The organism is Nodosilinea sp. LEGE 06152 (assembly GCF_015207525.1).
In the GTDB taxonomy this organism is placed as follows: Bacteria; Cyanobacteriota; Cyanobacteriia; order Phormidesmidales; family Phormidesmidaceae; genus Nodosilinea.
On sequence record NZ_JADEWR010000021.1, the window covers coordinates 18,609 to 44,731 of the forward strand.

Below are 26,123 nucleotides of genomic sequence, written 5' to 3' on the forward strand. Positions count from 1 at the left end.
AAGGTTCTCCTGGAGGGGGTTATAACGTTTGGCAGAGAGCAAACCAAGGCGAAGCGCTGGGTTACTCTCCCTAGGTCGTTAGGGGGAACGCAGAGAGAACTACAGGGAGAATGCCGATAGCTGCGGGATGGTTTTGGTGATCGCTCTCACCAGCGAGGATGATTGTGACAGTCCCGTTGAGTGACACATCGCCTAGCCGGGCTGGCCAGCATCCCAAAACTAGAAACCTCCGGCAGTCCACAATGGGGCTACCGGAGGTTTCTTAGGGACTGATTCAATTGGGGGTACTGAACGCAGGGATGAATTAAAACTTCAACGTTCAATTAACGACGGCGGCGGGTAAACCCTAGCCAGGCCAGTGCTCCACCAATCGAAAAGACCAGCGGCATAAAGGCAGCGGCGGCGCGGTAGTGCACATCTTCGGTTGAGTCGAGGCTAATGGCGTCGTAGATAATGCCCTTATCGCCCACGGGCACGGTCCAGTAGTCGGCGTGGCTACGGGTGTCGTCTTCGATCGCCACTTCCCAATCGCCTGGTATCGACTCATCGGGCACAAAGGCAAAGCGCCCCTCGCTGTCGGTGGTGGTCGTCATCCAGGGCTGGTCGGGGTTGTTGGGGGCGTAAATGCTGACCGTTGCGCCCACAAACGGCTCGCCCGAACTGAACTGCGACTGAAACTCAAGCTGATTGTCGAGGGTGTAAAAGGTTTCAACCTGATGTGCGCTTGCCTGGGCCGGAAACCCCACCAGAGCCAAACACATGACCAACGCAACAAGCAACCGTTTCATAGCACAAGCGATCCGTAATATTCTATGTGGCTTTATTGTAGCGAGAGTTGCCCGGCGCTGAGCCGAGGTGTAACGGTTCAGCCCTAGTGATCAACCGCATTACACTGTGGAAACGATGGGTGAACGCCTTTGCTTTGGCTCGTCGCTTGAGTAGACAGCGATAGGACGACAGCGGGTAAGGGTATGGGTTGGAATACGGTAATGCTGGGGCTAGATGGGGGGCTGGGGGTGGCGCTGGTGGCGATCGCAGCCTTTACCTGGAAGCTCACCCAGTCGCTGAAGGCGGCCCCTCGGCTGCAACCCGCCGCCGCTGCACCGCCAGAGGCATCCGTGGACGTGATTATTCCGGCCTACAACGAGGCTGAAAACATTCGCGCCTGCATAGAAGCGGTGCTGACAACCGCCCTACCAGGGGCTAAGCACTTCGAGGTTTGGATTGCCGACGATCAATCCACCGATGCCACCGGGTCAATCGCCGCCGAACTCGCGGCTCAGCACGCCAATATCCATCACTTGACGGTGCCGCCGCGCCCGGCGGGGGAAGTGTGGCACGGCAAAAACTGGGCCTGTGCCCACGCGGCGCAGTTTGCCGAGGGCGACTACCTGCTGTTTATCGATGCCGATGTGCGGCTGTCGGCAGGGGCCATACCCGCTGCCCTGGCCGAAGCTCAAGCCCACCGGGCCGATCTGCTGAGCTGCGCGCCCAACATCATCATCAGCTGCTTTTCTGAATGGCTGGTGCAGCCAATTATGATGAGCACGATCGCGATCGCCTACGACTTCCAGGCCATCAACGACTCGACGGCGGTAGACGATGCCTTTGCCGCCGGGCCGTTTATGCTGTTTCGGCGCGCCGCCTACGACGCCATTGGTGGCCATGCCGCTATCCCCAACGCGATCGTGGAAGATGTGGAGCTGGCCCGCCAGGTGCGGCGGCACCAGCTGGCGCTGCGCTACGTGCTGGGCATCGACCTGCTGGGCGTGCGAATGTATTCATCGTTTGGCACCCTGTGGGAGGGGTGGACGAAAAACTACTACCTGGGCACCGAAGAAAATTTGCCGCTAACGCTGCTGTCGGCCTTCACCATTGCCATGGTGTTTGTCATGCCCTGGGTGGGGCTGCTGGCAAGCCTGATCGCGCTCCTGCTCAGTTCCGAATTTTCCTGGCCTACAGCGATTTTGTACGGGTTGACGGCGTTGACTCTGGGAGCCTACGGGCTGCTGCGCTGGCTGAGCTATCGCCAGGTGGGGGTGCCCCTGCGCTACTGGTGGCTGAGCAGCGTGGGCGGCCTGATTGTGGTGGCGATCGCGCTGGTCTCCATTGTCAAAACCAAGACCGGCTGGGGCTGGACCTGGCGAGGGCGATCGCTTAAAGCGTCCTAGCTTCTGGGCGCGTACATCATCACCAAGACCCCCAGTAAAACCACCCAGCCGCCCAGCAGATCAAAGCGATCGGGTTTCACCTGGTCAACCAGCCAGCCCCACGCGATCGACAGCACAATGAAAATTCCGCCATAGGCTGCGTAGGCTCGGCCAAAATGGGTGGGTTGCAGCGTTGGTACCGCCCCGTAGATACCCAAAATTGCCACGCCCAGCACCGCCAGCCACGGGCTTTTGCCCTCCCGCAGGGCCAGCCAAACCAGGTAGCCGCCGCCAATTTCACACAGGCCAGCCAGCCCAAACAACAGCAGTGATCGCACCATAGTCAGCCTTTAGGAATGATTTGAAAGTTTTAGTTCGACCACCTCGATGCCCAAACCGATCGATCCGTAGGGGCAAACGGCGTTTGCCCAACCAGCTGAGGGGTAACCCAAACAGAACTTAGCCTAGTGGCTGCCATCAGAAATTTTTGGCTCCGGCGCCAGCCCCAACCGCTGCCTGACTGTTTCCAACGGCATTTCCCACATGTCTTCAAATCGTTCTCCCAACAGAAAATCGGCCTGCTGCCCCAGCTCTAGCCCTCGGCGGCGGTTGGCCAAAATATCCTGCGTTTGCCCTGGGGCCAGGATAGGGTACAGCGCGCTGGCCAGCCACAGACCTAACCGCTGCGATCGGCTGTAGTTTTGGGCGATGGCAAAGGCCAGCACTCCCATTTCGCCCGCGTAGCTGGTGTCGAACCCCAGCAGTACGTGAAAAATGTCATGGGTGATGGCGTAGCGCAGGGCAAACACATTGCGCTGTGCCACCTCGTCTAGGGCGGGGCTAACGGTAAAGGGGCTGAGGTGATTGGCCCGCATGTGGTGGGCGTACTCGTAGCCAAAGGTGCCCTCGGGCAGCTGGCTCAAGGCCTCCAGATCGATCGGGGGATAGTAGCCTACTACCGGCTCTAGCTGAGCCATCACAGCGGGGTTTGCCCCCGCCCCCAAGGCATCGGCCTTGAGCAGGGCAAAGTCGCCCAGTTTAGTCGCGTCCTGGCTGCGGACTGTGCGAATAGCTCGGAGCAGCTGTTTGGGTCTGATCATGGTCGCGTTTTTTAAAAACGACGTTGAGGCCCGACTTGGGTCTCAGGGTAGGAATGAGGTTCATGGTGAGGTCTTGATCGGGCACCAGTTCCCAGGTGTAGTGGCGCAACAGATGGGCCGCCACCAGCTTGATTTCGAGCTGGGCAAAGGCCAGGCCCAGGCACACCCGAGGACCGCCGCCAAAGCCCACCAGGCTAAAGTCAAAGCGCTTGTGCTCGGCCCGCTCGGGGCCAAAGCGATCGGGGTCGAAGGTTTCGGGGTCGGTGTAGATGCGGCGATCGCGGTGGGCCGCATCTATCCTATACAACGCCATCCAGCCCTCGGGCACCCGGTAGCCGTTGAACTCAAAGGCCTTCACCACACCGCGAAAGCCCCCGCCCACTGGCGGGTACAGCCGCTCCACTTCTTTGACAACTTGGTCAAGGTAGGACATTTGCCGCACCTGCTCCAGGGCGATCGCATCGCTACTGGCCATCAGCGCCGCCTGCTCCTGCCGCGCCCGCTCCCACACCTCGGGGTGCTGCGCCAGCGACATCACCAGCGAGGTCAGCATCGAGGTGGTAGTTTCGTGGCCCGCAAACAGCATCAGCAGGGCCTGGGCCTTGATTTCCTCTAGGCTGAGGCGGTTGCCCGCTTCGTCTTCGCTCTGCACCAGCAGGCCCAGGGCATCGTGGGTGGGGTGGGCCTGGCGTTCTTTGACCACCTGCTCAATGTGATCGAGCAGGCGATCGCGCGCCTTGATGGCCTTACCAAAGGGCGTCCAGCCCCAGCGCAGCGGTGGCGAAAACAGACCGTTGGTCAAATCGGCAAACCACTGCGACATTTGGGCGCTCTGGTCACCGGGTTCGCTGCCCAGCAGCAGCGTGCTAGCAATGTCAAAGGTGAGCCGCTTCAGTTCGTCAAACCAGGTGAACTGGCCCAGGTCTTCCCACCGCTGGGCGTAGCGATCGGTGAGGGTCTGCATGGTGTCTACGTAGCCAGCCAGGGCAGGACCGTGAAAGGCGGGCATGAGCAGCTTGCGGTTGCGGCGGTGCTCGTCGCCCTCCTGCAAAAAGAGCGATTCGCCCAGCAGTTCTTTAAAGGTGCCAGGCCAGCCCTCCCGCCAGGAGAAACAGTCCATGTGGCTGGCGAGCACAAACTGGTTGGCCTCTGGCCCCATCATCACCACCGTCGGACGGCCCAGCAGGCGCGTTTTGAAAATGGCTCCATACCGGGCCTGGCGCTTGCGGGCAAACTCGGGGTCAAACAAAAAATTGAGGGTTTCGCCCACAACGGGCAGACCAAAACTGCCGGGGGGAAGGGGCGGCGAATCTGGAGAAGAAGGGGCCATACCTGGAAGCGATGCGATGGTCAAAGACCAGTCCTCGTAAACCCGATTCTGTCACCGTCCGCGCTGACGGTTCAAAGCCAAGGCCCAGAGAACTAGCGCACTCTAGCGTAACGCACACCAGGACGGTACGCTGTGAGCGAGGTTAACCAGTGATTTATCAGACGTAGGACCTGGGAGCATGCCTGCTAGGAAATGTTCCTCAGAAGTATGTTGTGAAGCTAAACGACGCCGAATTGAGCCGCATTGAATTTAGTCCTAGCCGCCATCACCAGGATGGTTAGGACGGCTTAGTCAGGCTCAGCAGGCCAACGCTGACGGTGACCAGCAGCACCCCTAACCCCTGCACCAGGGAGAGCTGTTCTTGCAGTACGCCCCAGGCCAGCACTGCCGTTAGGGCCGGGTTGGCAGCACCCAGCATGGAGGCAGCGGTGGCCCCTACCACGCGAATGCCCAGGTTGTTGAGCACGTGGCCGGTGAGGGTGGCGATCGCCGACAGCAGCCCCCCCATCCACAGCGCGGGCCACAGCAGCCCCGCCAGCTCCCCCGGCCACAGCAGCAAGCACGCCGCCGACAGCACCAGCGTCACCGCAAAGCTAATAGCCGTAAAGGGCACAGGGTGAAAAGTTTCAAAGGCTTTTTGGGCGGCCACGGTGTAGAAGGCGTACACCACCCCCGAGGCCAGCCCAAAGATTACTCCCAGCCAGCTTTCGATCGCCGCCCCCGTCATGGGAATCGTCAGCGCGCTGCCCAGCAAAATCAGCGCCAAGATTGCCCAGCGGCTGGTGCTGGGGCGTTGGCCAAACCAGTACCAGTCGAGCAGGGCCGTGTAAACCGGAAAGGTAAAAAACAGGGTCAGCGCGATGCCTGCGGCAACGCGACCCACCGACACATACAGCAGCGCCAGGTACGAAAACATCAGCCCGCCGCCCGCCAGGGCCAGGTAGAGTTCACGGCGGTAGCTGGCCGAGCCTAAGCGGCGCAGGTCAGCCCACATAGCAGGGTATACCGGCGGCAGCAGCACCGCCATCAGGGGCACCCCCACCAGCATCCGCATAAACATCAGCAAAAATGAGTTGGGCAGGGTTGGTTCTACAAAGCCGCCGGTTTCTACCAGACCCAGCAGATTAGAGGGCGTAAACAGCACCCGCGTGATCAAGTTTTGCGCACCAAAAAAAACCGTTGCCAGCAAAATTAGGACGTAGCCGAGCATGCATTTCCCTTCTTGCTATACCAATCGTCCATGCCGCTAGCGCGGCACCCTTAGCAATAAAAACAGCCATAGCCATTCCCTGAGCGGAGTCGTTAGTGAAGCCGCCCCAAAGGGGCCAGGGATGGCCATTTTTAGAGCAAGTCCAGCTTGGGATCTGGAGTTTTTCCCGCAGGCAAAACTGCACTTCTGGACCTGGGTAAAGTTTAGGTGGGGATGGCTTTTGTCTCGTGCCCCACTGCCCAGCATTCTACGGCAGGCGGTAGCTGGCCACCCGCACCACCAAATCTCCCCCCTGAGGATTGTGGGTAAACACAAAGCTGCCCGCTTTGGTTTCGTGGCCCGAGAGAAAGTCGATCTGCTGCTCGCCAGTCTCGTCGTCGGTTCCCTCAAGGTTGAGTTCGGCGGTCACCTGCACCATGCGAGCAATGCGACCGCCGGTGTTGGTAATGGCAAAGGGTACATAGTAGCGGCCATCGGTTACGCGCACCGCCTCAGACACCGTCACCGCAAAGGCGGGGGGCTGGTTTTGGTTGGTTTGCCAGTCAAACAGAATTAGCCCCACCAGCCCCAGCAAAATAACTGCGGCCGCAATAAATGTCACCCATTCGGCTGCAGAGCGCTGGGTGAAGCGTTTAGCCGCATCGGGCGGGGTGGGGCCGGGGGGGTTGGGCAAGTCCATTAGATCAGGATACGCCCTGCGGCCCCACCAATGGAGGCCGGTAGGCCCAACACTAAGATATTGCTCAGCCACTCTGACCAGGGGTCACTGGGGTTGAGCTGCTGAAACAGCACCAGCATGGCCAGCGAGGCCAGCAGCGCCACCAGGTAGGCCACTAGGGTTTCGGTAATGGGGCTAAACAGCAGACCCCGCTGCCGCCGCTCGGCGCGATCGGTAAAGCCCGAGGCAAACACAATGGCATAGGAGAGGCCCAGGGAGGCGGCCATAATCAGCAGCAGCCACAGGGGCGGCAGGGCGGCGGCCAGCAGGGGCACCTCTTCGGTGGGGGCAATGCTAAAGGCAATCAGCACCGCACCAATTAGGGCGGCATCGAAATCGACCAGGGCATCGCGCAGGTTGCTCAGGGTGGGGGAAACCAGCCGAGGCGATAGGGGGGCCGTAGTACGGCGATCGCGGCCCTGCTTGCCCTGCAGCGTCGAGCGCGCCAGGGCTACCCCTAGGGCAAAGGGCACCGCCTCAAACACCACCTTGCCCAGCACCTCTGACAGGGGCGTAGCCAGGGTAATGCGCCGCAGCAGCACCAGGGCCAGCGTTGCGCATACCACCCCAATGGCAACTGCTTCAATGCTTTCGAGTAGAGCCTCCAGGGGATGCAGGCTGAGGGTCTGCCGGAACCCTTCGACCTGGGTGAGCAGCCCTACCCCCACCAGGGTAGCTCCCAGCACCACCAGCAGCCAAAGGGGGTCGGTGGCCGCCCCAATCGACCACACCTCGACGGTGTACAGCAGCGGAATGCCAAACAAAAAGCCGCCCACTGCACCCTGCAAAATCGCCTGAAATTCGCCCAGCCAGATATTGGCCTCCGGGTGGGAAACGGTTTCTGGGGTGGAGGTGGCCATCGTGGAGACCTCAGGTTTAAGGCGGCAGGGAGTCCCTTACCTAGAGCATATCAAGGGCTGCAGCGATCGCGGCTAGCCCATTCCAAAGCCCTTCGCCGCCTGGGTCATTCCGAAACCTTAGGAAAATCTCTAGTATTGCTGGGGTTCGACCAAATGCCCGCTAGCGTGAACAGGACAACCGTGACGACACGACCACCCCTAGTGCATTGCAAGGATCGTTCTATGACCCAAGCTAAATCAGGCGACAGCGTTGCCATTCACTATACTGGCAGGCTTGAAGACGGCACCGTATTTGACTCATCACGCGATCGCGACCCCCTCGAGTTTGCCATCGGCAGTGGCGAGGTGATTCCGGGTTTTGAGGCAGCGGTGGTGGGCATGACCCCCGGCGACGCCAAGACCGAGGTGATTCCGGCCGACAAGGCCTACGGACCCCATCGGGAAGAAATGGTAATGGTGGTCGAGCGCCACCACATTCCTGACGATATTCCGCTGGATGTCGGCCAGCAGCTGCAAATTCAAGGGCCCCAGGGCCAGATTGTGCCCGTGATGGTAACCGATCTCTCTGAGGCCGATGTCACCCTCGATGCCAATCATCCCCTGGCAGGAGAAACCCTCATTTTTGACATTGAGCTGGTGGCAATTCAGGCCTAAGACCTGGCCCAATCCCTATCCAAAGGCTTACTTCGAGCAGCTATTTGCCCTATCCCCCTCCACCCCAGGGGGATAGTTTTTAGCAGGGGTGGCGATTTATGATGCCAAAGGCCTTTAACCCCCAAGGAGCCCCATGGCCTACGAATTGCCCCCCCTGCCCTACGCCTACGATGCTCTAGACCCCTATATCTCTAAGAGCACGCTGGAATTTCACCACGATAAGCACCACGCCGCCTACGTTAGCAAGTACAACGATGGCGTTAAAGGCACTGACCTCGACAGTAAACCTATTGAGGAAGTGATTAAGGCGATCGCCGGTGACAGCTCCAAGCAGGGTCTGTTTAACAACGGTGCCCAAGCCTGGAACCACACCTTTTACTGGAACTCGATGAAGCCCGGCGGCGGCGGTACTCCCTCTGGCGACCTGGCCAGCAAAATTGACGCCGACTTTGGCAGCTTTGACAAATTTGCCGAAGAATTTAAGACCGCTGGGGCTACCCAGTTTGGCAGCGGCTGGGCCTGGCTGGTGCTCGACAACGGCACCCTTAAGGTGACCAAAACCGCCAACGCCGACAACCCCCTCCCCGCCAATCAGGTGCCTCTGCTCACTATGGATGTCTGGGAGCACGCCTACTACCTCGACTACCAAAACAAGCGCCCCGACTACATTGAGACCTTCCTAAAGAATGTCGTGAATTGGGATTTTGCCGCCAGCAACCTCGCCGCTGCGTAGTTTGGCGATGACCGTCAGTCGTGCTCCGCGACTCATAGAGGTGAGCCGTAGCTCACCTCTTTTTTATTTAAGGTCGTCCCTAACCCCTACGCCTTAAACCTCACGCCCTTCCCCCTATGCTGTTTGCCGACCCTGACTATCCCCACGTCGTGCTGTCGTTTACCTACCGAGGTTTCTTCCTGGAGCTTGACCAGAGCATTGAAGGTGGAGTGCCGATATATGCCGTTTGGGCCACGCACGATCGCGGCTGTGCCGTGGCGGTACCTGGGGTTGTCAGCCGCACCGAGGCAATTTATAAAGCCAAGCGCTGGGTCGACCAACGGCTTAAGCCACCGGGTGAGGCCGGTAGTAGGTTGTAGCCTGGGCCAGCCAGCTATCGACTTCGGCGGCGGGCTGAGGTCTGCCAAACCAGTAGCCCTGGCCACAGTCGCAGCCAAGTCGCTTGAGGGCGCTGACCTGCTCCGAGGTTTCAATGCCTTCGGCGATCGCCCTAAAGCCCAGCTGCCGCCCCAGGTTAATAATGGTGTGCACAATTTTTTCGTGGCTGAGGCTGGTTTCCATCTGGCTGACAAAGGAGCGATCGATCTTGAGGCTGGTGATGGGGAAGCGGTACAGGTAGCTCAGCGACGAGTAGCCGGTGCCAAAGTCATCAATGCTGAGGGCAATACCCCGCTGGCGCAAGCCGTTGAGCACCGTAATGGTGTCGTCGATGTTGTCGATCAGCATGCTTTCGGTGATCTCTAGCACCAGGCTGCGGGGCGAGAGATTGGCATTGTGCAGCACCTCATCGACTCGCTCCAAAAGACCATTGCTGTGCAGCTGCAGCGCCGACAGGTTGACGCTGACCGTCAGCCCCAGGGCCTGGGAGTAGGTGCGCTGCCAGGCGGCCATTTGGCTACAGGCTAGCTCCAGCAGCCTGTAGCTGAGGGGCACAATCAGCCCGGTTTCTTCGGCCACAGAAATAAATTCACCGGGCATCACCAGGCCCCGCTGGGGGTGCTGCCAGCGCACCAGGGCCTCAAACCCTCTAACCTCAGCCGTTTGCAGGTCAATAATGGGCTGGTAGTAAAGCACAAACTCTTCGGGGTGGTTCAGCAGGGCGCGGCGCAGTTCGGTTTCGAGGGTAAGTCGGGCGATCGCGCGATCGTGCATACCGCGGTCAAAGACCTGGTAGCCGTCACGCCCCCCGGCTTTGGCCCGGTACATGGCCGTATCGGCATCGCGAATCAGGTCGGAGGCCGACTGGTAGTGGGCAGCGCCCATCACCAACCCCAGGCTGACCGTGGCAAACATCTGGTGGCTGCTGAGCTGAAAGGGCTGGCGCAGCATCTCCAAAATCTGCTCGGCTATGGCCTGGGCCTGATCAAAACTGTCAATATCCTCCAGCAGCACCACAAATTCATCGCCCCCCAGGCGCACCGCCAGGTCGGTCGATCGCAGCACAGCCATCAGCCGACTGGCCACCTCCATCAGCAGCTCATCGCCAATCAGGTGGCCCAGGCTGTCGTTGACCACCTTAAAGTGGTCAATATCTAAGAACAGCAGGGCAAAGCGGTAGCTGCTATCGCTTTGGGCGTGCAGCAGGGCGGTTTCTAGCCGCTCCTGGAGCTGCTTGCGGTTGGGCAGCCCCGTCAGGCTGTCGTGGCAGGCGTCGTGCTCAAGCTGGCGGCGCATTCTCACCTGGTCGGTGACATCGCGAGAGGCGGTCTGAAGCTGCACCACCGCGCCAGCGGCATCGACAATGGGCCGCGTAAACGTCTCCAGCCAAATATAGTAGCCCTGGCGGTGGCGCATGCGGCAGACCACGGGCTGTAGGGTCAGGGGCTGGCCTTCGGCAGGTGGATGCAGGTAGCGCTGACATTCCGAGAGGTCGTCGGGGTGCACCAGGGTACAGGGATGTAGACCCATCAACGATTCGGGAGTGTAGCCCAGCAGCCACTGCGCTGAGGGGCTGACGTAGAGGTAGGTGCCGTCGAGGCTGTGCAGACAAACCAAATCGCTCATGTTCTCGGCCATCAGGCGAAAGAGGGCAGCCTGCTGCTGAATTTCAGCGTTGGCACGCTCAACATCGGCTTTAGAGCGCTGCAGGTCGCTAAACGACGCCTCTAACCGTGCCGCCATGCTGTTAAAGGCCTGGGCCAGCCCCTCTAGCTCCTGCATACCAGTCGGGCCGATCTCCTGGTTGAGGTGGCCGTCAGCAATGGCCTGCGAGGCTGAGCTAAAGGCATTTAGGGGCCGAGTAATCCAGCGGCTGGTGTAGAGGCCAGAGGCGATCGCACCGGCCAGCGCCAGGGCACACAGGGCGATCGTATTGCGGCGACTGGCCTGAATCTGAGCCATAAAGTCGTCTTCGGGCATGAGCACCACAATCAGCCAGTCGAGCCCGTAGTCGTCGCTAACGGTAGCCACCTGCATAAACTGGCGCTTGCGATCGAGCTTAAACTCAGTCTGCTGGGGCTGAATGCGGCGACCATCGCCCCCCGACTGGTTGAGCAGCAGTTGGGCACTGGCCCGAATCAGAGGGTCCGAGCTCGTCACCGCGTAGGACCGCTGCGGGCGACCGTCAACCACCTTGTAGGGGGCGATCGTTGAGGTCGCCACCAGCAGGCCCGATCGCTCCATAATGAACGCCTGCCCGTGCTCACTAATCGGCATTTCCCGCAAAAAGCGGCTGATGTGGGTGAGGAAGAAATTATTGCCCAGCACGCCAAGCAGCTTGCCGCTGTCGTCATACACCGGTCTAGATGACGAAATCGCCAGCACGGGCAGGGCATGGTACGGAAAAATTTCGCCCCACACCGGGCCTTTCGCCTGCACCGCCGCCCGGTACCAGGGTCGGGTTAACGTACTCCAGTCGGGCGTCGACTGCACCAGTTCAGCGGGCTGCCCTGTGGCTACATCTACCTCCAAAAACTGAATGTGGTTGTCTAGGGAAGGGCCACCGCGCATCAGCTGGTGAGCCTGCTGGCCCAAAATCGTGTGGCCCACAAACTCGCCGTTGGCCTGACCCCAAAAAATGGAGTCAATATAGCCAAATCGCTGCGACTGCCGCATGAAGTGGCGAAATAGATCTGCTTCATTGGTTGGGTCAATCTGGCCCAGGGTAATGGCATCGTAGTTGAGCTGGTTGACCAGATGGGAGGTGGCCAAAAACTGCTCGAGTTTGTAGTCAATGTGGTGCGAGACCGCATCGCGCAGCTGGCTGGCCACCTGGTTCACCGCCCGCTGCCCCTGGCGCATCGACAGCCACCCCGCGAGCCCTACCGCCACCGACACCTGCAGCACAAAGGGCACCACAATCAGCAGCCGCAGCGGAATGTGGCTCAACGCACCTCGGTTTGGCACTGTAGGAAAACGATGCCCCATGTAGCAGGTAATACCAACAACCTTATTAGTATTCCTGTCTAGGGCTCAAACTAAGCCTCCGACATCACATTTAATGAAAAAGAAGCCAACTGGTCTCCGCCTGCCTCGCCTAACGCTGGCTCAAACGCGCCGCCACAAACGCTTCTAGCCGATCCATACCCTCTAGAATGGTCTCCATGTCGGTAGCGTAGGAAATCCGAATGGTGCCCTCCGAGCCAAAGGCAATGCCGGGAATAGCGGCTACGTATTTTTCATCCAGCAGCTGGGTACAAAAGTTGAGGGAGGGCATACCCAGAGCGCTGACATCGACGTAGAGATAAAATGCGCCTTCGGGTTCGCCGCAGCTGAGACCGCTAATAGCCCGACAGCGATCGATAATGGCCTGCCGCCGCTCGGCAAAGGCTCGGCCCATGGTGGCCACGCAGTCCTGGGGGCCTTCGAGGGCTGCGATCGCGCCGTACTGGGCAAAGGTACATACATTCGAGGTGCTGTGGCTCTGCAGGGTGCCAACCGCTTTAATCAGCTCCGCTGGCCCAGCCAGGTAGCCCACCCGCCACCCGGTCATTGAGTAAGCCTTAGCAAAGCCGTTGCTAATAATGGTGTGCTCAAACGCCTCGGGCGACACCGCTCCAATGCTCAGGTGGGTGGCTCCGTCGTAGAGAATTTTTTCGTAGATTTCGTCAGATACCACCCAGATATCGGCCTCAACGACCACCGCTGCCAGGGCCGCGAGTTCATCGGGCGGGTAGACCATCCCGGTTGGGTTGGAGGGGCTGTTGAGAATAAACAGCTTGGTCTTAGGGGTAATGGCCTGGCGCAGCTGCGCTGGGGTAATGCGGTAGTTTTGCTCAGCCGTGGTGGGCACTATGACTGGCGTTCCCCCCGCCAGCTTGACCATTTCGGGGTAGCTCAGCCAGTAGGGGGCCGGAATAATCACCTCGTCGCCGGGTTCAATCAGGGCCATCATCAGGCCGTAGAGGGAGTGCTTGCCGCCGTTGGTGACAATGACATTCTCGGGGCCGTAGCAGAGGCCATTGTCCTGCTGTAGCTTGTGGGCGATCGCCTGTTTTAGCGCCGGTTCACCCGCCGCTGGGCCGTAGCGCGTTTTGCCCGCATCAAGGGCCGCTTTGGCCGCCGCCTTAATGTGGTCGGGGGTATCAAAATCGGGCTCTCCGGCGCTAAAGCTGCATACCGGCAACCCCTCTGCCTTCATGGCCTTGGCCCGGGCCGAAATCGCCAGAGTCATAGAAGGAGTTACACAGGTTACACGGTTTGCCAGGGCTAATGGGGGCACGGCCATACCTCAACGAACATTGGCTAAAGGCTGCCCCCAAACGGCGCGTCAGGAGACCATGCCTCAACTCTAAACTCAGGCCTGCAACCAGGTCTGAACTCAGTTACACAAACACATTCCCCATAGATTAGATCGTTTAGTCGGTTATGACTATTGCAGCCAGGGGTTTTTCCGCGATCGCAGACATTTGTTTAAGCCACACCCTAGGGTGCGTGATCAATTTTGGCGAAAATCCTTATTTCTATCAGCGTTGCCATGGCCAACCCAGAAACAGGCCAGGAGCTGTCACTGCCGTTCTTGGGACATCAACCGTTGATTGATGACAGCCCCTGAGCCTTTTTCCCTGCGATCGCCCGCCTCATTTTTAAAGGTTCAGTGAACATTCTGCGATCGCCACGGCGGCTTTTAGCCCTCGCTGGCAGCCTGGCCTCGACTTCACCCCGTCCCTAACCCCTGCAGATAGGGTGAATTCAGCCATTTGAGCGTGCTCCTCTAACGAGGGTAAATCCGTGCCGAGGACTACTAATCTTTCAAAATCCGCAGATTTACCGATAAAGATTTTCCTGACTGACGGTGCACAGGTTTGTAACTAGGACTAGAAGCGCTAACAAGGCCACGTCCTATGCACCCTTCCTCCAACTGTTCCTTGATGACTCATCTGGCCTGCGCCGTTAGCCTGGGCCTGCTGATTACGGCCACTCCCCTCGGGTTATCTGCCGCACTCCAATCCTACGCCGAAGCTAACCTCAGCGCCACCACTCGGGCTGAGGACGATCGTGGCAGCGGTCGGCTCAGCCGGGTACCCGCGATCGCTAACATAATCAGCTTTCGCGGCAGTGGCCGGGTCGACCCGACTCCCCCGACATCTTCTGCGGCCCGGCCTGCCCACCTGGCCTACCGGGGCAGCGGCAGAATTGCTAAGCCAGGCACCACTGCCTAAAAGACTGCCCCAGGCAATACAAAAGCCGAAGGCCGTCAAGGCCTGTTCTCTAGCCAATTCACCGAGCCAAATTAGCCCCAGGGGCTGGTTGGAAATGGTCGGTCTTTGCGTCACACTTAGTATCAATCAGGGAGAATAACCAAGGCCGATCAACATCCAGTTAGATCTGGCCCAAGCGTTAAATCAGCAGAGCCAGACTCAAAGCTTTATAAACTCAAAGTATTTATCTCAAGTTCACAAGCTTACAGATTCTTTTCTAGCTTTTAGACTAAGCTGTATTTGCGTATTTCTGGCAATTTTCAACGGTTTCGCACCCTTAGCAGCGTGGGCCGCGCTACCGCCTGTTGTTTTGAGTTTTCCCAAGTCCGATGGCTGAACCTCTTGTTTCTATGCCCTTGTCTTCCCTGGCGGTAGAAGACGAAGCGCTCATTCGCCGCCTCAGCCCCAGCGCCATCGACCAGATCTTGCTGTATATCGCCTTTAGCGCCATGCGCACGGGGGGTCATCGCCACGGTGCCTTCCTAGACGCAGCAGCCACCGCAGCCAAGTGCGCCATCTATATGACCTATCTGGAGCAGGGCGAAAACCTGCGCATGACGGGTCACCTGCACCACATTGAGCCCAAGCGGGTCAAGGCCATTGTCGAAGAAATGCGCCAGGCCCTGACCGAAGGCAAACTGCTCAAAATGCTGGGTTCCCAGGAGCCTCGCTATCTAATTCAGTTTCCCTACATGTGGCTGCGGCGCTACCCCTGGCAGCCAGGGCAGTCGCGGGTGGCGGGCACCTCGCTCACCAGCGAAGAAAAGACGATTTTAGAGAGCAAGCTGCCGACTCCCTGCCCCGATGCCCGCATCATCAATTCGTTTCAGTTTCTAGAGCTAATCGAAATTCTGCACGAAAAGTCGCAGGATGACCTGCCAGAGGATCACCGCGTGCCGCTCAGTGAAGCCTTGGCCGAGCACATCCGGCGGCGGCTGATTTACTCGGGCACCGTAGCTCGCATCGATGCCTCCTGGGGAGCCTCCTACTACGGGCTGGCTCGGGCCTCCTACGCGCCGGTCGATGACCAGGAGCGCATGTACGCCATGGTGGACGATACGGCCCAGTACTTTCGCATGATGCGTGAGTGGGCTAACGGTATTTCAGGCACCATGCGGGTGCTAGAGGAATTGGACATTCCCGCTGTCCATCGAGAAGCCGCCCTGCAAGAGCTAGACGAGGTGATTCGCACCTGGGCCGACAAATATCACCAGCCCGGTGGCGAACCGACGCTGCTGCAAATGGTCATTGGCCACCACCTAAAATAGCTGCGATGCCGCTCTTCAGTGTAAGGCGGATGCGGTGTTTCAACCAGGTCTAAACCAAGCCGTTGACGGCACTACCCCGCCCTAGGGGGCTGCGATCGCAGCCCCCTAGGGCATTTCTCTGGGCTTACCGACGACGCACGGTACGACCAAAGCTGGGTAGCTCAACCGCTGCAATTGTCTTGATCTTTTTCTGCGATCGCAGTGGGTAAACCAGGGGTGAGGGCGAGGCCTTGCCGCTGCTGCTGAGGTAGGCTGGCAGAGATGGGCCCGAGGCGGTGGCCACCGGAGCCGCTACCGAAGCCGCCAGCGGAGTCGCCGCCGGGGTCACCATCACCGGAGCCGGAGCCGCCGGGGCCGCAGCCACTACCGGGTCTGCAACTGGAGGCCGCTCGAAAACGGGCACCGGGTCCGCCGGTTCAGGCTGGGCGGCGGCAGGCTGTGCCACCGAGGCAATGGGCTCACCCCAGGGAGACGGTTCGGTAAAGAGAGACGGTGTTACGACAGTTGGGGTCGCCGATTCGGGGAGCGATGCTGGCTCTAGCCAGGGGTCAGTGGCAACCGAGGCAGCGGCAACCTCTGGAGCGGGTTCAGGGCCGGGCTCTGGATGGGATACTGACTGGGCGACAACTGGGGCTAGTGGTTCAGCGATATCTATCAATGGCGCTGGGGACTTGGGTAAGTCGCGCTGGGGTGCGGGTACATCGGGCTGGGGTGCTGGACTCGGCCCGGTTCCCCGCAGGCCGCGCAGCAGGTGAGTCAGGCTAGGATTACTGGTCGACGCCCCTGGCCCGGCTGACCAGGGCTGAATTTGCTGCGATCGCGGCATGGCAATGGGCTGTCCTGGCTCTTCTATAGCAGAGGTCAAAAGCTGCCCCTGCACAGCGGTAGGGTTAGTTGTCGCAGCCCCAGGCGTCATGTTCAAACACTTTTCCAAGGCAGCCTTAAACTGTAGGGTATAGCGCTGCTGACGGTGCAGTCGCGCCTTGAGGTCGCGGCAGGTTTCTTCAGCCTGGTGCAACGCCGTATTTTTCTCGCTGAAGCGCTGCTGGAGTAGAGTGCACTCGCGCTCGAGCTGGGCCACCCGCTGCTGACTCACCTCTAGCTCGGCCTGTAGAGTTTCATTGTGAATTGTGGTGCGCCTGAGACCGTCGTTGGCGATATCCAGCTCGCTGAGCAACTGGGCGATCTGCTGCTGCACGGGACCGGGGGTGGCGGTGACAGGCAGCGCACCAAGATGACTCTGGGCCTGGTTGCGCTCAACTTCAGCCTGGAGGGCCACCTGCGATCGCTCCAGATCGTCTTCTAGCTCGGTAACGCGCAGCAGCAGCGCGTCGTTGCACTGGTTGAGGTCTTGAATGAGCTGTACCAGGTTCTCTGGGTCGGGCTCAATGGCTCCGTCCGCAGTCTCAGCGGCAACCGACGGCACCAGCTCATGCTGCAAAACCGTAGAGATATCGTCGGCCTCGGCTGCAAACCCCGAATCGTCTGCCAGGGGTAACTGGCCAGGTAGCGTCACCGTTTCCCAACCATCCCCCATCTGGGTTGGAGGGTAGATTATGACCTCCTCACCGCTGTTTGCCGAGCGGTTGCCTTGGGGCTCTGGGGAAGCACTTGAAGCCGTAGTGTCAGTCATAATGGTGCCTGATCCTGGTCGCGTAGTCTCACATTCAACACTCAACCACTAAGGGGGGCTGCTGACCCCAAGAGTAGCTAATTTTGCCAATTTATTCACTTTTTTATTGATTGTTTGATTACAACACGTCTGCTTTATGTCTTTAGTCTATCTTTTACCTCTTCTTTTTAATTACTCCCTAGGGTCAGAGGTGGGATAATTAAAGAACACATCCGCCCTGCGTAGTCAGCCATTCGAGCATTCAGTATCACCGCCATCAACCGCTGGCCCTGGGCCAGCTTTAAAGTTTCCGGGAACCCGCCCACTGCCCTTGATAGACATAGAGGTAGATGAAAAGACTGCCCGCCGCTTTCGCGATCGCCGCCAACCTCAGAGACACCTAAATTGTCTACTATGAGGTGCAGGGGAAGGGGCGGAGGCAAAGCTGGCAGCACTGTCGTTTTGGGTTAAACAGCGTTAGATAATGATCAGATCAGGGTTTCGCACCGCACTCCTGGTGGCCGCCGCTGGCGTGGCTCTAGCCACCACCGTCACCTGTAGCCAGTCTACCGATTTAGCCACCGCTCCGACCCCTGCAAACGAGGTGGTAGCCCCAGAGCGAGATCCGCAAACCCTGCGGTTGCTGTACAGCCGCTCTGCTATCACCCTCAACCCGCACCTGGCTACCGGCTACCAAGATTTTGAAGCCGCCCGCATTGTCTATGAACCCCTGGCCAGCTATAACCAGGCGGGGGAACTCGTGCCCTTTTTGGCCGACGAGGTGCCATCTACAGAAAATGGCGGCATAGCCGCCGACGGCACCTCTGTCACCTGGACCCTGCGCCCCGATGTAACCTGGTCCGATGGCGAACCATTTACTGCCGACGATGTGGTGTTTACCTTTGAGTTCATTCGCAACCCGGTAGTAGCGGCAGCCACCGCCCAGTACTACGAGGGGGTTAAAAGCGTCGAGGCGATCGACAACTACACCGTAAAAATCACCTTCACCGACCCTACCCCGGCCTGGTCAGTGCCCTTTACGGGGCAAACCGGGCTAATTTTGCCCCGCCACATTTTTGAAGAGCACAACGGCCCCAGCGCCCGCGATGCTCTGGCTAACCTCCAACCTGTAGGTACTGGCCCGTACCAGACCGTAGGGTTTGAAAGCGGCACCGTCATCTACGAGCCCAACCCCAGCTACTGGGGCGGACGGCCCGCCTTTCAGCGCGTAGAACTAGTCGGCGGCTTGGCCCCCTACGCTGCGGCCCGCGAGGTGCTGCAAACCAACGAGGCCGACTTTGCCCACAACCTCCAGGTTGAAGCCGAAGCGCTCAAGGAGCTAGAAACCGACGCCAGCGGCCACGTGACTCACCTGTTTGGCTCTCAGGTAGAGCGCATTATGCTCAATTTTGCTAACCCCTTTGCCCGCACCGAAGACGGGGAGCGCTCTAGCCCAAGCATTCCGCACCCCTACTTCAGCGACTTGCGGGTGCGCCAAGCCATTAATTTGGCGATCGATCGCGACACCATTGCCAAAGAACTCTACGGTACCGCCGGCAAACCTACCGCGCAGCTGTTAGTAGCGCCCCTCGACTACCAATCTGAGTCGATCGCCTATACCTACGACCTAGAGCAGGCCAAAGCCCTGCTGGATGAAGCAGGTTGGGTTGATACCAACGGCGACGGTCTGCGCGAAAAAGACGGCGTTGCCCTAGAGGTGCTGTTTCAGGCGGCGGTGAACCCGGTGCGCCAAAAAACCCAGACCATTGTCAGTGACAGCCTCACGGAGTTAGGCATAGACGTGCAAATTGCGCGGGTGCGCCTGGATGAGTTTTTCTCCGCCGACCCCAAAGACACCCAGAGCCTCAACCACTTCTTTGCCGATATGCAGGTGTACTCGATTGGCAACGAAAACCCTGACCCCACCACCTACATGGGCTGGTGGACCTGTGCCAAAATTGCTTCCCAGGCCAACCAGTGGCAGCAGCCCAACAACGCCCGCTACTGCAACCCCGAGTACGATCGCCTTTGGCAAGCAGCCAAACAAGAACTTGACCCCGATCGCCGGGCCGAGTTATTTCAGCAAATGAATGCACTGCTAGCCGAGGATGTCGCGGTGATTCCGGTGGTGCATCGGGCCATGACCAACGCGGTCAGCGATCGCCTCACTGAGGTCGAATTTACCCCCTGGGACGCCAGCACCTGGGCCATTAAAGACTGGCAACCCCTCCCCAGCGATTCTTAACAGAGCGCTGGCCCTGCTTTGGGCAAGAGCATGGTCCGGCAAGCCCCCACATCTTTTGTGGCGTTTTTGTGGTTTTCTGGACCAGCCAGGGCAGAATGGTTACTTGTAGCAAGTGACCAACTCTATGACCTCAGAACCCGCTGTTACCAGTCCGGTGGCGTCTCCCCTAGCCGCGATCGCCCTCAAGGTAGCTGGCGCGATCGCCATTCTGTCAGCCCTGCTAGACTTTCTCATTCTGCTCATTCCCCCCAACCTCACCAACGTGCAGTGGCAACTAGCCACGACCACTCAACTGGTCGATCGCGGCATTGTGCCCCTAATCGGCATCGCCTTGCTTCTGGCCGGGTTGTGGGTAGACAACTCTGTCGGTCGCAGTGCCCAGCGCAAGAGTCTAACGACTGACCTGCGCTTTTGGGTCTGTGCGTTGGCAAGCGTACTAGGGCTGGTCTATTTGCTCCTCATCCTGCTGCACCTCAACGCGGTGCGCCTCTCTAGCCAAACGGCCCTAGCCCAGGTTGGCACCGAAGCCAGCCAAGCCGCCACTGAACTGCAGCAGCGGCTCTCCACCGAGCTTAGCCAGCAGCAAAGCCAGCTAGGGGCAGTCCTGCAAAACGAAGAACTCCTCAACCAGGCGATTCAGAGTGGTCAGCTACCGCCCGACATTGAGCAGTACCGCAACGACCCCGACGGCCTGACCCAGTTTTTGCAGCAGCGGGCCGACCAAGCCCAACAGCAAATTGAAGCTGAGATTGGGACCCGTCGAGCAGAAGCCGAGCGCCGGGTCAGAACAGAAGCCTGGCGCTCAGCCATCCGCATCTCGGTCATTAGCCTGCTGCTGGCAGTCGGCTTCTCCATTATTGGCTGGCTTGGCCTCCGACGGCTGCTGTCGCTTACCCGATCAGCCTAGGGCCTGCATAATCGCCTGCTGAGCCGCCGCCCGATAAATCTCCTTCAGGTGACCCATCACCACAGGTGCGTCCTCTGGCGGCAGCGGCATTCGACCCAGTACATCTAGCACCGTGGTCTCAGCCGGAGTAATCACAACCAGTTCTGGGTCTAAGGGTTCGCTGTAGGCCCAAAACTGCTGCAGGTTGAGGCCGCTAGAGGCAGTTCTTAGTTCTGCCGTGGCTCCACTGTCTTCGCTCACCAGAGACGTTTCTGACGGCACAGCGCTGCTCTGTCGCCGCTGCCGCAGGGCATCTAAAATGCTGTCGCGGCTGCGCCCCCGCAGCTGAAACAGCACAAAGGGGTCTTCTCGAAAGAAATCGCCTAGCTGGTAATACACCGCCGCGATGTGCTTACAAGGGTTTTTGGGGTCAGGGCAGCTGCACTTAGAGTGCACCTCCGACAGGTTAAATGGGTACAGGCTCAGCCCGTTGGCGGTAAAAACCGCCTCAATTTCAGCGGGCATTTCCCCAGCCAGCAGCTGGGCCGAATAAATAGCCTGCTCCGAGAGGGAGTCAATGACGTAGTTCCAGTCTTCGTCGCTAAAGGCGTCGAGCCAAATGGAGAGTTTATAGGGTTCTTCGGCTGTACCCTGAACCAGGGCTGTCACTTTAGCCCCCTTGTACTCCAGGCTGAGAATATGGCCTTCCCGAGCGTAGATACGACCGCGCTCCAAACGTTTCTTAAACCGATAGGTATTGAGCAGCTCAACCCAGCGCTGCACCCACCAGGCTTCGTCTTCAAGGGCGTAGGCAGGGCTAGAGGCAGCCTGATAAGAGGTCATAGCAAACGTATGCCAGAGGGTGGTGGACTGTAGATTTGGGGTTGGAGGGTCTAGCTTGCGCAGGGATGCGATCGCCGAGCCAGTAAACTGACTAAACACACTAGCGAACTATCCACAGTTTACAGCCCCGAGAAACGCTGGGGTTCCCCAGGGCTGAATCAATCGGCGGCCTTGGTCAGAACAACTAGCGACCAATACCGTGGTATTGGAACCCAGCTCTCACCAGCATCTCCCGGTCGAGGACGTTGCGGCCATCAATCAGGATGGGGCTGTTCATGCGCTGCGCCATATCGGCGTAGTCGAGGTCTTTAAACTGCTGCCAGTCGGTGACCAGCACCAGCGCATCGCAATGGTCAGCCAGACGAGTAGCGTCGGTTTCAACCACGACACCGGTTAACCCGTGGCGCAGCCCGCTTTGCGAAACAATCGGGTCATAAGCCTTAACCTTGGCCCCCAGGCGATTGAGCTGCTCAATCAAAATTAGCGAGGGCGCATCGCGCATGTCGTCGGTGTCGGGCTTAAAGGTGAGACCCAGCAGACCTACGGTTTTGCCCTTGAGAATCTTGAGCACCTGCTGCAGCTTCTCCAGGGTAATCTGGCGCTGACGATTGTTGACATCTACCGCCGCCTTGAGCAGCTGAGCTTCGTAGCCGTAGTCGTCGGCGGTGTGAATCAGGGCCGCCACGTCCTTGGGGAAGCACGAGCCACCCCAGCCAATGCCCGCCTGCAAAAACTTTTTGCCGATGCGAGAATCTAAGCCAATGCCCTGGGCCACCTGGGTAACATCGGCTCCCACGCGATCGCAAATGTTTGCGACTTCGTTAATAAAGCTGATTTTGGTTGCCAGAAAGGCGTTAGACGCGTACTTCACCATTTCTGCCGAGCTGAGGTCAGTTACCAGCACCGGCACAGGGGCAGCGTTGGTGTCTTCGGCAAAGCGCCGCTCTACGATGGGAGTGTAGAGTTCCTTCATTAGGGCAATGGCGCGGGGGCTGTTGCTGCCCAGCACAATGCGATCTGGGTTGAAGGTGTCGTACACTGCCGAACCCTCTCGCAAAAACTCAGGGTTGCTAACCACATCAAAGTCAGCTGCCACCTCAGGATGGGTGGTTTCAGGAATACCGCCAGCAGGTACGGGAACCAGCTGCCGCTCTGCGACCCCGTCGAGCACAATCATGCGTACCCAGTCACCCGAGCCAATCGGCACCGTAGACTTATTCACAATGACCTTATAGCCACCGTTGAGATGAGTACCAATGCCCTTGGCCACGGCCTCAACATAGCGCGTATCGCTTTCGCCCGTGGGCAGCGCTGGGGTGCCCACCGCAATGAAGAGCACATCCCCATGCTCAACCCCCGCCTTCAAGTCAGTGGAAAACTGGAGGTGACCCGCCGCCATGGACGACTTCATCAGCTCGGATAGACCTGGCTCAAAAATGGGCGATTGCCCAGACTGCATGAGCTTAACTTTTTCCTCATTCACATCAATACAAACAACGTCGTGGCCCACATGGGCTAGGCACACGCCGGTTACCAAGCCCACATAGCCGGTGCCAATCACACATACACGCATAGAAGATACTCCTTAATTTATGTACTCTCGATAGTTCCCTAGCAGGCTAGATAGCATCTATCTGCTCAGCGGTAAGCCCACGACGAGCCAGCCCGGCTGTGGGCAGCCCACGGTCAACCTACTACAGAGTGTAGGGTCGATGGCCGTCCCGTAGTTGTTCCTTGCTGACTGAATCGATTGCGAAAATCGTCAATGGTGAGCTTCAGACCCTCCTGCAGAGGTACCGTTGGGTTCCAGCCAAGGAAAGTTTTGGCGCGGGTAATATCGGGCTTACGCCGCTGGGGGTCATCCTGAGGTAGCGGTTTATACACCAGCTCAGCATCGGGGTTAACCATCGACTGCACGGCTTGGGCCAGCTGCAAAATAGTGTACTCATCGGGGTTACCCAGGTTAACCGGGCCGATGTAGTCACCGTTCATCAACCGCATCAATCCCTCTACCAGGTCAGACACGTAGCAAAAACTGCGGGTCTGTGCGCCGTTGCCATAGATGGTTAGAGGATTGCCCTGCAGTGCCTGCACCACAAAGTTGCTCACCACACGGCCATCATTTTCGAGCATACGGGGACCGTAGGTGTTAAAAATGCGGGCTACCCGAATATCAACATTGTTTTGGCGGTGATAGTCGAAGGCGAGGGTTTCAGCCACGCGTTTGCCCTCGTCATAGCAGCTGCGAATGCCAATAGGGTTGACATTGCCCCGGTAGTCTTCAGACTGGGGATGGACCTCGGGGTCGCCATAAACCTCAGAGGTAGAAGCCAGTAAAAACCGGGCTTTTACCCGTTTAGCTAACCCCAGCATATTTAGGGTGCCCATCACATTGGTTTTGATGGTTTTTACCGGATTGTACTGATAATGCACCGGTGAGGCGGGGCAGGCCAGATGGTAAATTTGGTCAACCTCAAGCCGAATGGGTTCCGTTACGTCGTGACGAATGACTTCAAAGTAGGGGTTGTCGAGCCAGTGCAGCAGGTTGTGGCGATGGCCAGTATAAAAATTATCCAGGCAAATAACTTCATTACCGGCAGTCATCAGACGATCAATTAAGTGGGAGCCAATAAACCCGGCTCCACCAGTTACTAGAATTCTCATGGGCAATCTCAATAGGGCAACATTTGTAGACGACGAGGCGCAGCTTTTTACTCAACTTACTTTTCCCAGGGTAAAGTATCCGGAGATCAAACTCCTATGGCTTTAGTTTTGATGAATTTACTAATTCTTCGTAAAGTTTCGTTTGTGGCATAGGAGCCGTTGTTTGCCTGCTAAGCTGCCCCCACAATTTAATGAATGCCCTCTGCCCACTCTTTGTTTACGGCACCTTAAAGCCGGGAGAACGAGCCTTTGCTAATTTCTGCGCCCCCTACCTCGTGGATAGCCAACCGGCTTTAGCGGTAGGGCGGCTCTACCATCTGCCGCTGGGCTATCCTGCCATGACACTAGAAACGGGCTGGGTGCAAGGAATGCTGCTCACATTTTCCAGCCCCGATTGTCTACGCTCCATTGATGCCTTTGAAGAGTACTACCCCGATCGCCCCGAGAGCAGCGAATATCAGCGCGATCGCCACCTTGTCTTCGATCTTCAGCACCAGCCCTTAGGAACCGCCTGGGTTTATACCATGACGCGCGATCGCGTCACCGCACTAGCAGGGCAGTGGCTACCCCAGGGCCACTGGAGCGAAACTACAGTCCCCTGAGTTCGAACAAAAAAGGCTCTGCCAAAACTGGCAGAGCCTTAAATTGCTAGAACAACCTAGCCAACTAAACAGTTAACTAAATCAACTTAGAAGCGGAAGGTGGCACGAATGGCACCCCAGAGACCAGTGTCATCGTTACCAGCAAGACCAGAGTTGATGTCACCGTAGATAACGGCGGGAGTGATGGTCAGGAACTGGTTGAAGGGAATCTCGTAATAACCTTCAACAATGAATGGGTTGTTAGAACCAGCAACAAGACCATTAGTGGGCAGTTGACCACCATAGACACCCAGTTGAGCACCCTCAGCCAGGAAGTTGTTGAAGCCAACACCAGCCGTCCAGCTGAAGTCGTTGCCACCCTGGAAGGTGGTGTAAGCACCGTGACCAGCGACGAAGAAGCCGCCAAAGTCAAGGTTCAACAAACCAGCGAAGGTATCAGTGGAGCCAGGAACACCAGCGTTAACACCGTCGCTGTGCAGGTAGGCAATACCAGCATCCAAGAAGCCGTCACTCAAGAAGCTGAGCTGAGCGATGTAGCTTTGGTTGTTAGCAGCAAAGATACCAACACCGGGATTAGTAGCACCACCGGGGTTAGAAGCGGTGTAGCCAGCGTCAAGCACAATGTTGTCGGTAAGCGCGAAGCTCAGACCAACACCAGCACCGTTGGAGGTGCTACCACCGAAGTCGTAGAACTGAGGACCACCAGCATCAGCCACGGAGGGGCCGTCGAAGGGCACGATGGTGCTGGTAACCCAGTCATCGCCCTGGAGACCACGAGCAGCGGCAGTCACCGTCAGGCGGTTGCCGATGGGGAAGCTGTAGTAGAAGTCGTCAATGGTGACGTCGTAGTTGGCACCACCAGCATTAGCTAGACCACCCAGAGGGTTGATGGCGTTGCCGTCGCCGCCCTGGAGACGAATGCGCAAGCGGTCGTTGCCGGTGAAGCTGGAATCGAAGTTTAAGCGAGCCCGACCTGCAAAGCTGGTGCTTGACTCCCCAGTGACGGTGTCGATGGGGGTAACCAAGTTGAAGTCGGCCTGACCACGTAGCTTGGTGGTGGTGGAGAACTGCTGAGCGCGCAGGGTAGCGGTTTCAGCTTCTAGGGCATCAACGCGACCGCGCAGGGTAGCCAGTTCAGCCTGGAACTCTTCTTGCAGGCGACGAATGGTAGCCAGGTCGTCGGGGTTGATGCCCGACTGAGCAATCAGAGTCGCAATTACATCCAAGCAGGAGTTGAGACCAGCGGCAAACTCGAAGCGAGTTAGGCTACGCTGACCGCGGAAGGTGCGGTCGGGGTAGCCCTGAATACAACCGTAGTTCTCAACCAGACTTTGCAGCGCCTGGAAGGCCCAGTCGGAGGGCAGCACGTCGGTTAGCTCAGAAACGCTGGTAATTTGAGCTAGTTGAACAGAGTCTTGATCGAAGTTGCTGACCTGAGTGGTGACAGCAGCTTCAGCTGCGATCGCAGAGCCAGAGACGGCTACAGCCGCACCCAGAGCAGCGGGCACAGCCAGCAGGGATTGCCAAAATAACTTAGCCATTCGGTATTTTCTCCTCACACCTTATACAAGGCTTATCGTGTACTTCAAAGCAGGTTTGGCCTAAACCA

Annotated in this window: 23 protein-coding genes; 9 read left to right on the top strand and 14 right to left on the bottom strand. The window is 58.3% G+C overall.

Features of this window, described 5'->3' with window-relative positions:
- Positions 1-323: 323 nt before the first annotated feature.
- Positions 324-788, bottom strand: coding sequence for a carboxypeptidase-like regulatory domain-containing protein (locus tag IQ265_RS22800; RefSeq protein WP_194057869.1), 465 nt, complete (start codon positions 786-788; stop codon positions 324-326).
- 183 nt (positions 789-971) lie between these two features.
- Between IQ265_RS22800 and IQ265_RS22805 the strand changes: the two genes are divergently transcribed.
- A complete protein-coding gene (locus IQ265_RS22805; RefSeq protein WP_228038335.1) occupies positions 972-2,171 on the top strand; it encodes a glycosyltransferase family 2 protein in 1,200 nt (399 codons plus the stop codon).
- Here IQ265_RS22805 and IQ265_RS22810 read toward each other — a convergent pair.
- From IQ265_RS22810 to IQ265_RS22835, 6 genes are all read right to left on the bottom strand, one after another.
- Positions 2,168-2,491 (bottom strand): YnfA family protein, encoded by a 324-nt coding sequence (locus tag IQ265_RS22810; protein ID WP_194057871.1) that lies wholly within the window; start codon positions 2,489-2,491, stop codon positions 2,168-2,170. The two genes, IQ265_RS22805 and IQ265_RS22810, sit on opposite strands and share 4 nt — an antisense overlap.
- Positions 2,492-2,614: 123 nt before the next feature.
- The gene (locus IQ265_RS22815; protein WP_194057873.1) at positions 2,615-3,250 is read right to left on the bottom strand and encodes a Coq4 family protein; all 636 of its coding nucleotides are present in this window, start codon (positions 3,248-3,250) and stop codon (positions 2,615-2,617) included.
- Positions 3,189-4,580, bottom strand: a complete 1,392-nt coding sequence (locus IQ265_RS22820) for a cytochrome P450 (RefSeq protein WP_194057994.1) — start codon at positions 4,578-4,580, stop codon at positions 3,189-3,191. Before IQ265_RS22820 ends, IQ265_RS22815 begins: the two co-directional genes overlap by 62 nt.
- A gap of 277 nt (positions 4,581-4,857) precedes the next feature.
- Positions 4,858-5,790, bottom strand: coding sequence for a DMT family transporter (locus tag IQ265_RS22825; RefSeq protein ID WP_194057874.1), 933 nt, complete (start codon positions 5,788-5,790; stop codon positions 4,858-4,860).
- 247 nt (positions 5,791-6,037) lie between these two features.
- Complete coding sequence (locus IQ265_RS22830; RefSeq protein ID WP_194057875.1) at positions 6,038-6,469, bottom strand: TIGR02588 family protein; 432 nt, start codon at positions 6,467-6,469, stop codon at positions 6,038-6,040.
- A complete protein-coding gene (locus IQ265_RS22835) occupies positions 6,469-7,368 on the bottom strand; it encodes a TIGR02587 family membrane protein (RefSeq protein WP_194057876.1) in 900 nt (299 codons plus the stop codon). Before IQ265_RS22835 ends, IQ265_RS22830 begins: the two co-directional genes overlap by 1 nt.
- Before the next feature lie 222 nt (positions 7,369-7,590).
- Between IQ265_RS22835 and IQ265_RS22840 the strand changes: the two genes are divergently transcribed.
- From IQ265_RS22840 to IQ265_RS22850, 3 genes are all read left to right on the top strand, one after another.
- Entirely contained in the window at positions 7,591-8,022 is a 432-nt protein-coding gene (locus tag IQ265_RS22840) for a peptidylprolyl isomerase (RefSeq protein ID WP_194057877.1), read from the top strand.
- Positions 8,023-8,155: 133 nt separating this feature from the next.
- Positions 8,156-8,755: a superoxide dismutase gene (locus IQ265_RS22845; protein ID WP_194057878.1), complete on the top strand. Its 600-nt coding sequence runs from the start codon at positions 8,156-8,158 to the stop codon at positions 8,753-8,755.
- Between the two features lie 116 nt (positions 8,756-8,871).
- A complete protein-coding gene (locus IQ265_RS22850; RefSeq protein WP_194057879.1) occupies positions 8,872-9,114 on the top strand; it encodes a hypothetical protein in 243 nt (80 codons plus the stop codon).
- On the opposite strand, the gene IQ265_RS22855 is transcribed toward IQ265_RS22850, so the two are convergent.
- A complete protein-coding gene (locus tag IQ265_RS22855; protein WP_194057880.1) occupies positions 9,080-12,121 on the bottom strand; it encodes an EAL domain-containing protein in 3,042 nt (1,013 codons plus the stop codon). The genes IQ265_RS22850 and IQ265_RS22855 overlap by 35 nt on opposite strands.
- Positions 12,122-12,230: 109 nt before the next feature.
- Entirely contained in the window at positions 12,231-13,367 is a 1,137-nt protein-coding gene (locus tag IQ265_RS22860; RefSeq protein ID WP_228038340.1) for a pyridoxal phosphate-dependent aminotransferase, read from the bottom strand.
- 670 nt (positions 13,368-14,037) lie between these two features.
- Between IQ265_RS22860 and IQ265_RS22865 the strand changes: the two genes are divergently transcribed.
- A complete protein-coding gene (locus IQ265_RS22865) occupies positions 14,038-14,355 on the top strand; it encodes a hypothetical protein (RefSeq protein WP_194057882.1) in 318 nt (105 codons plus the stop codon).
- Positions 14,356-14,744: 389 nt separating this feature from the next.
- On the top strand, positions 14,745-15,662 hold the full coding sequence (gene hetR / locus IQ265_RS22870; RefSeq protein WP_194057996.1) for a heterocyst differentiation master regulator HetR: 918 nt from the start codon (positions 14,745-14,747) through the stop codon (positions 15,660-15,662).
- A gap of 124 nt (positions 15,663-15,786) precedes the next feature.
- Here hetR and IQ265_RS22875 read toward each other — a convergent pair whose 3' ends face one another.
- Entirely contained in the window at positions 15,787-17,295 is a 1,509-nt protein-coding gene (locus tag IQ265_RS22875) for a hypothetical protein (RefSeq protein ID WP_194057884.1), read from the bottom strand.
- Between the two features lie 463 nt (positions 17,296-17,758).
- Between IQ265_RS22875 and IQ265_RS22880 the strand changes: the two genes are divergently transcribed.
- Complete coding sequence (locus IQ265_RS22880) at positions 17,759-19,519, top strand: peptide ABC transporter substrate-binding protein (protein WP_194057886.1); 1,761 nt, start codon at positions 17,759-17,761, stop codon at positions 19,517-19,519.
- Between the two features lie 124 nt (positions 19,520-19,643).
- Complete coding sequence (locus IQ265_RS22885; RefSeq protein WP_194057888.1) at positions 19,644-20,426, top strand: HpsJ family protein; 783 nt, start codon at positions 19,644-19,646, stop codon at positions 20,424-20,426.
- Here the strand turns inward: IQ265_RS22885 and IQ265_RS22890 are convergent.
- The 3 genes from IQ265_RS22890 to IQ265_RS22900 all read right to left on the bottom strand — a co-directional run bounded on the left by IQ265_RS22890 (position 20,418) and on the right by IQ265_RS22900 (position 23,912).
- On the bottom strand, positions 20,418-21,248 hold the full coding sequence (locus tag IQ265_RS22890; protein ID WP_194057998.1) for an SWIM zinc finger family protein: 831 nt from the start codon (positions 21,246-21,248) through the stop codon (positions 20,418-20,420). The two genes, IQ265_RS22885 and IQ265_RS22890, sit on opposite strands and share 9 nt — an antisense overlap.
- A 184-nt stretch (positions 21,249-21,432) precedes the next feature.
- A complete protein-coding gene (locus IQ265_RS22895; RefSeq protein WP_194057890.1) occupies positions 21,433-22,821 on the bottom strand; it encodes a UDP-glucose/GDP-mannose dehydrogenase family protein in 1,389 nt (462 codons plus the stop codon).
- Positions 22,822-22,934: 113 nt separating this feature from the next.
- Positions 22,935-23,912, bottom strand: coding sequence for a UDP-glucuronic acid decarboxylase family protein (locus tag IQ265_RS22900; protein WP_194057892.1), 978 nt, complete (start codon positions 23,910-23,912; stop codon positions 22,935-22,937).
- 191 nt (positions 23,913-24,103) lie between these two features.
- On the opposite strand from IQ265_RS22900, the gene IQ265_RS22905 reads away from it, so the two are divergent.
- Positions 24,104-24,514 (top strand): gamma-glutamylcyclotransferase family protein, encoded by a 411-nt coding sequence (locus tag IQ265_RS22905; RefSeq protein ID WP_194057894.1) that lies wholly within the window; start codon positions 24,104-24,106, stop codon positions 24,512-24,514.
- Positions 24,515-24,600: 86 nt separating this feature from the next.
- Here the strand turns inward: IQ265_RS22905 and IQ265_RS22910 are convergent, their stop codons facing one another.
- Entirely contained in the window at positions 24,601-26,055 is a 1,455-nt protein-coding gene (locus IQ265_RS22910; protein ID WP_194057896.1) for an iron uptake porin, read from the bottom strand.
- Between the last annotated feature and the right edge of the window lie 68 nt (positions 26,056-26,123).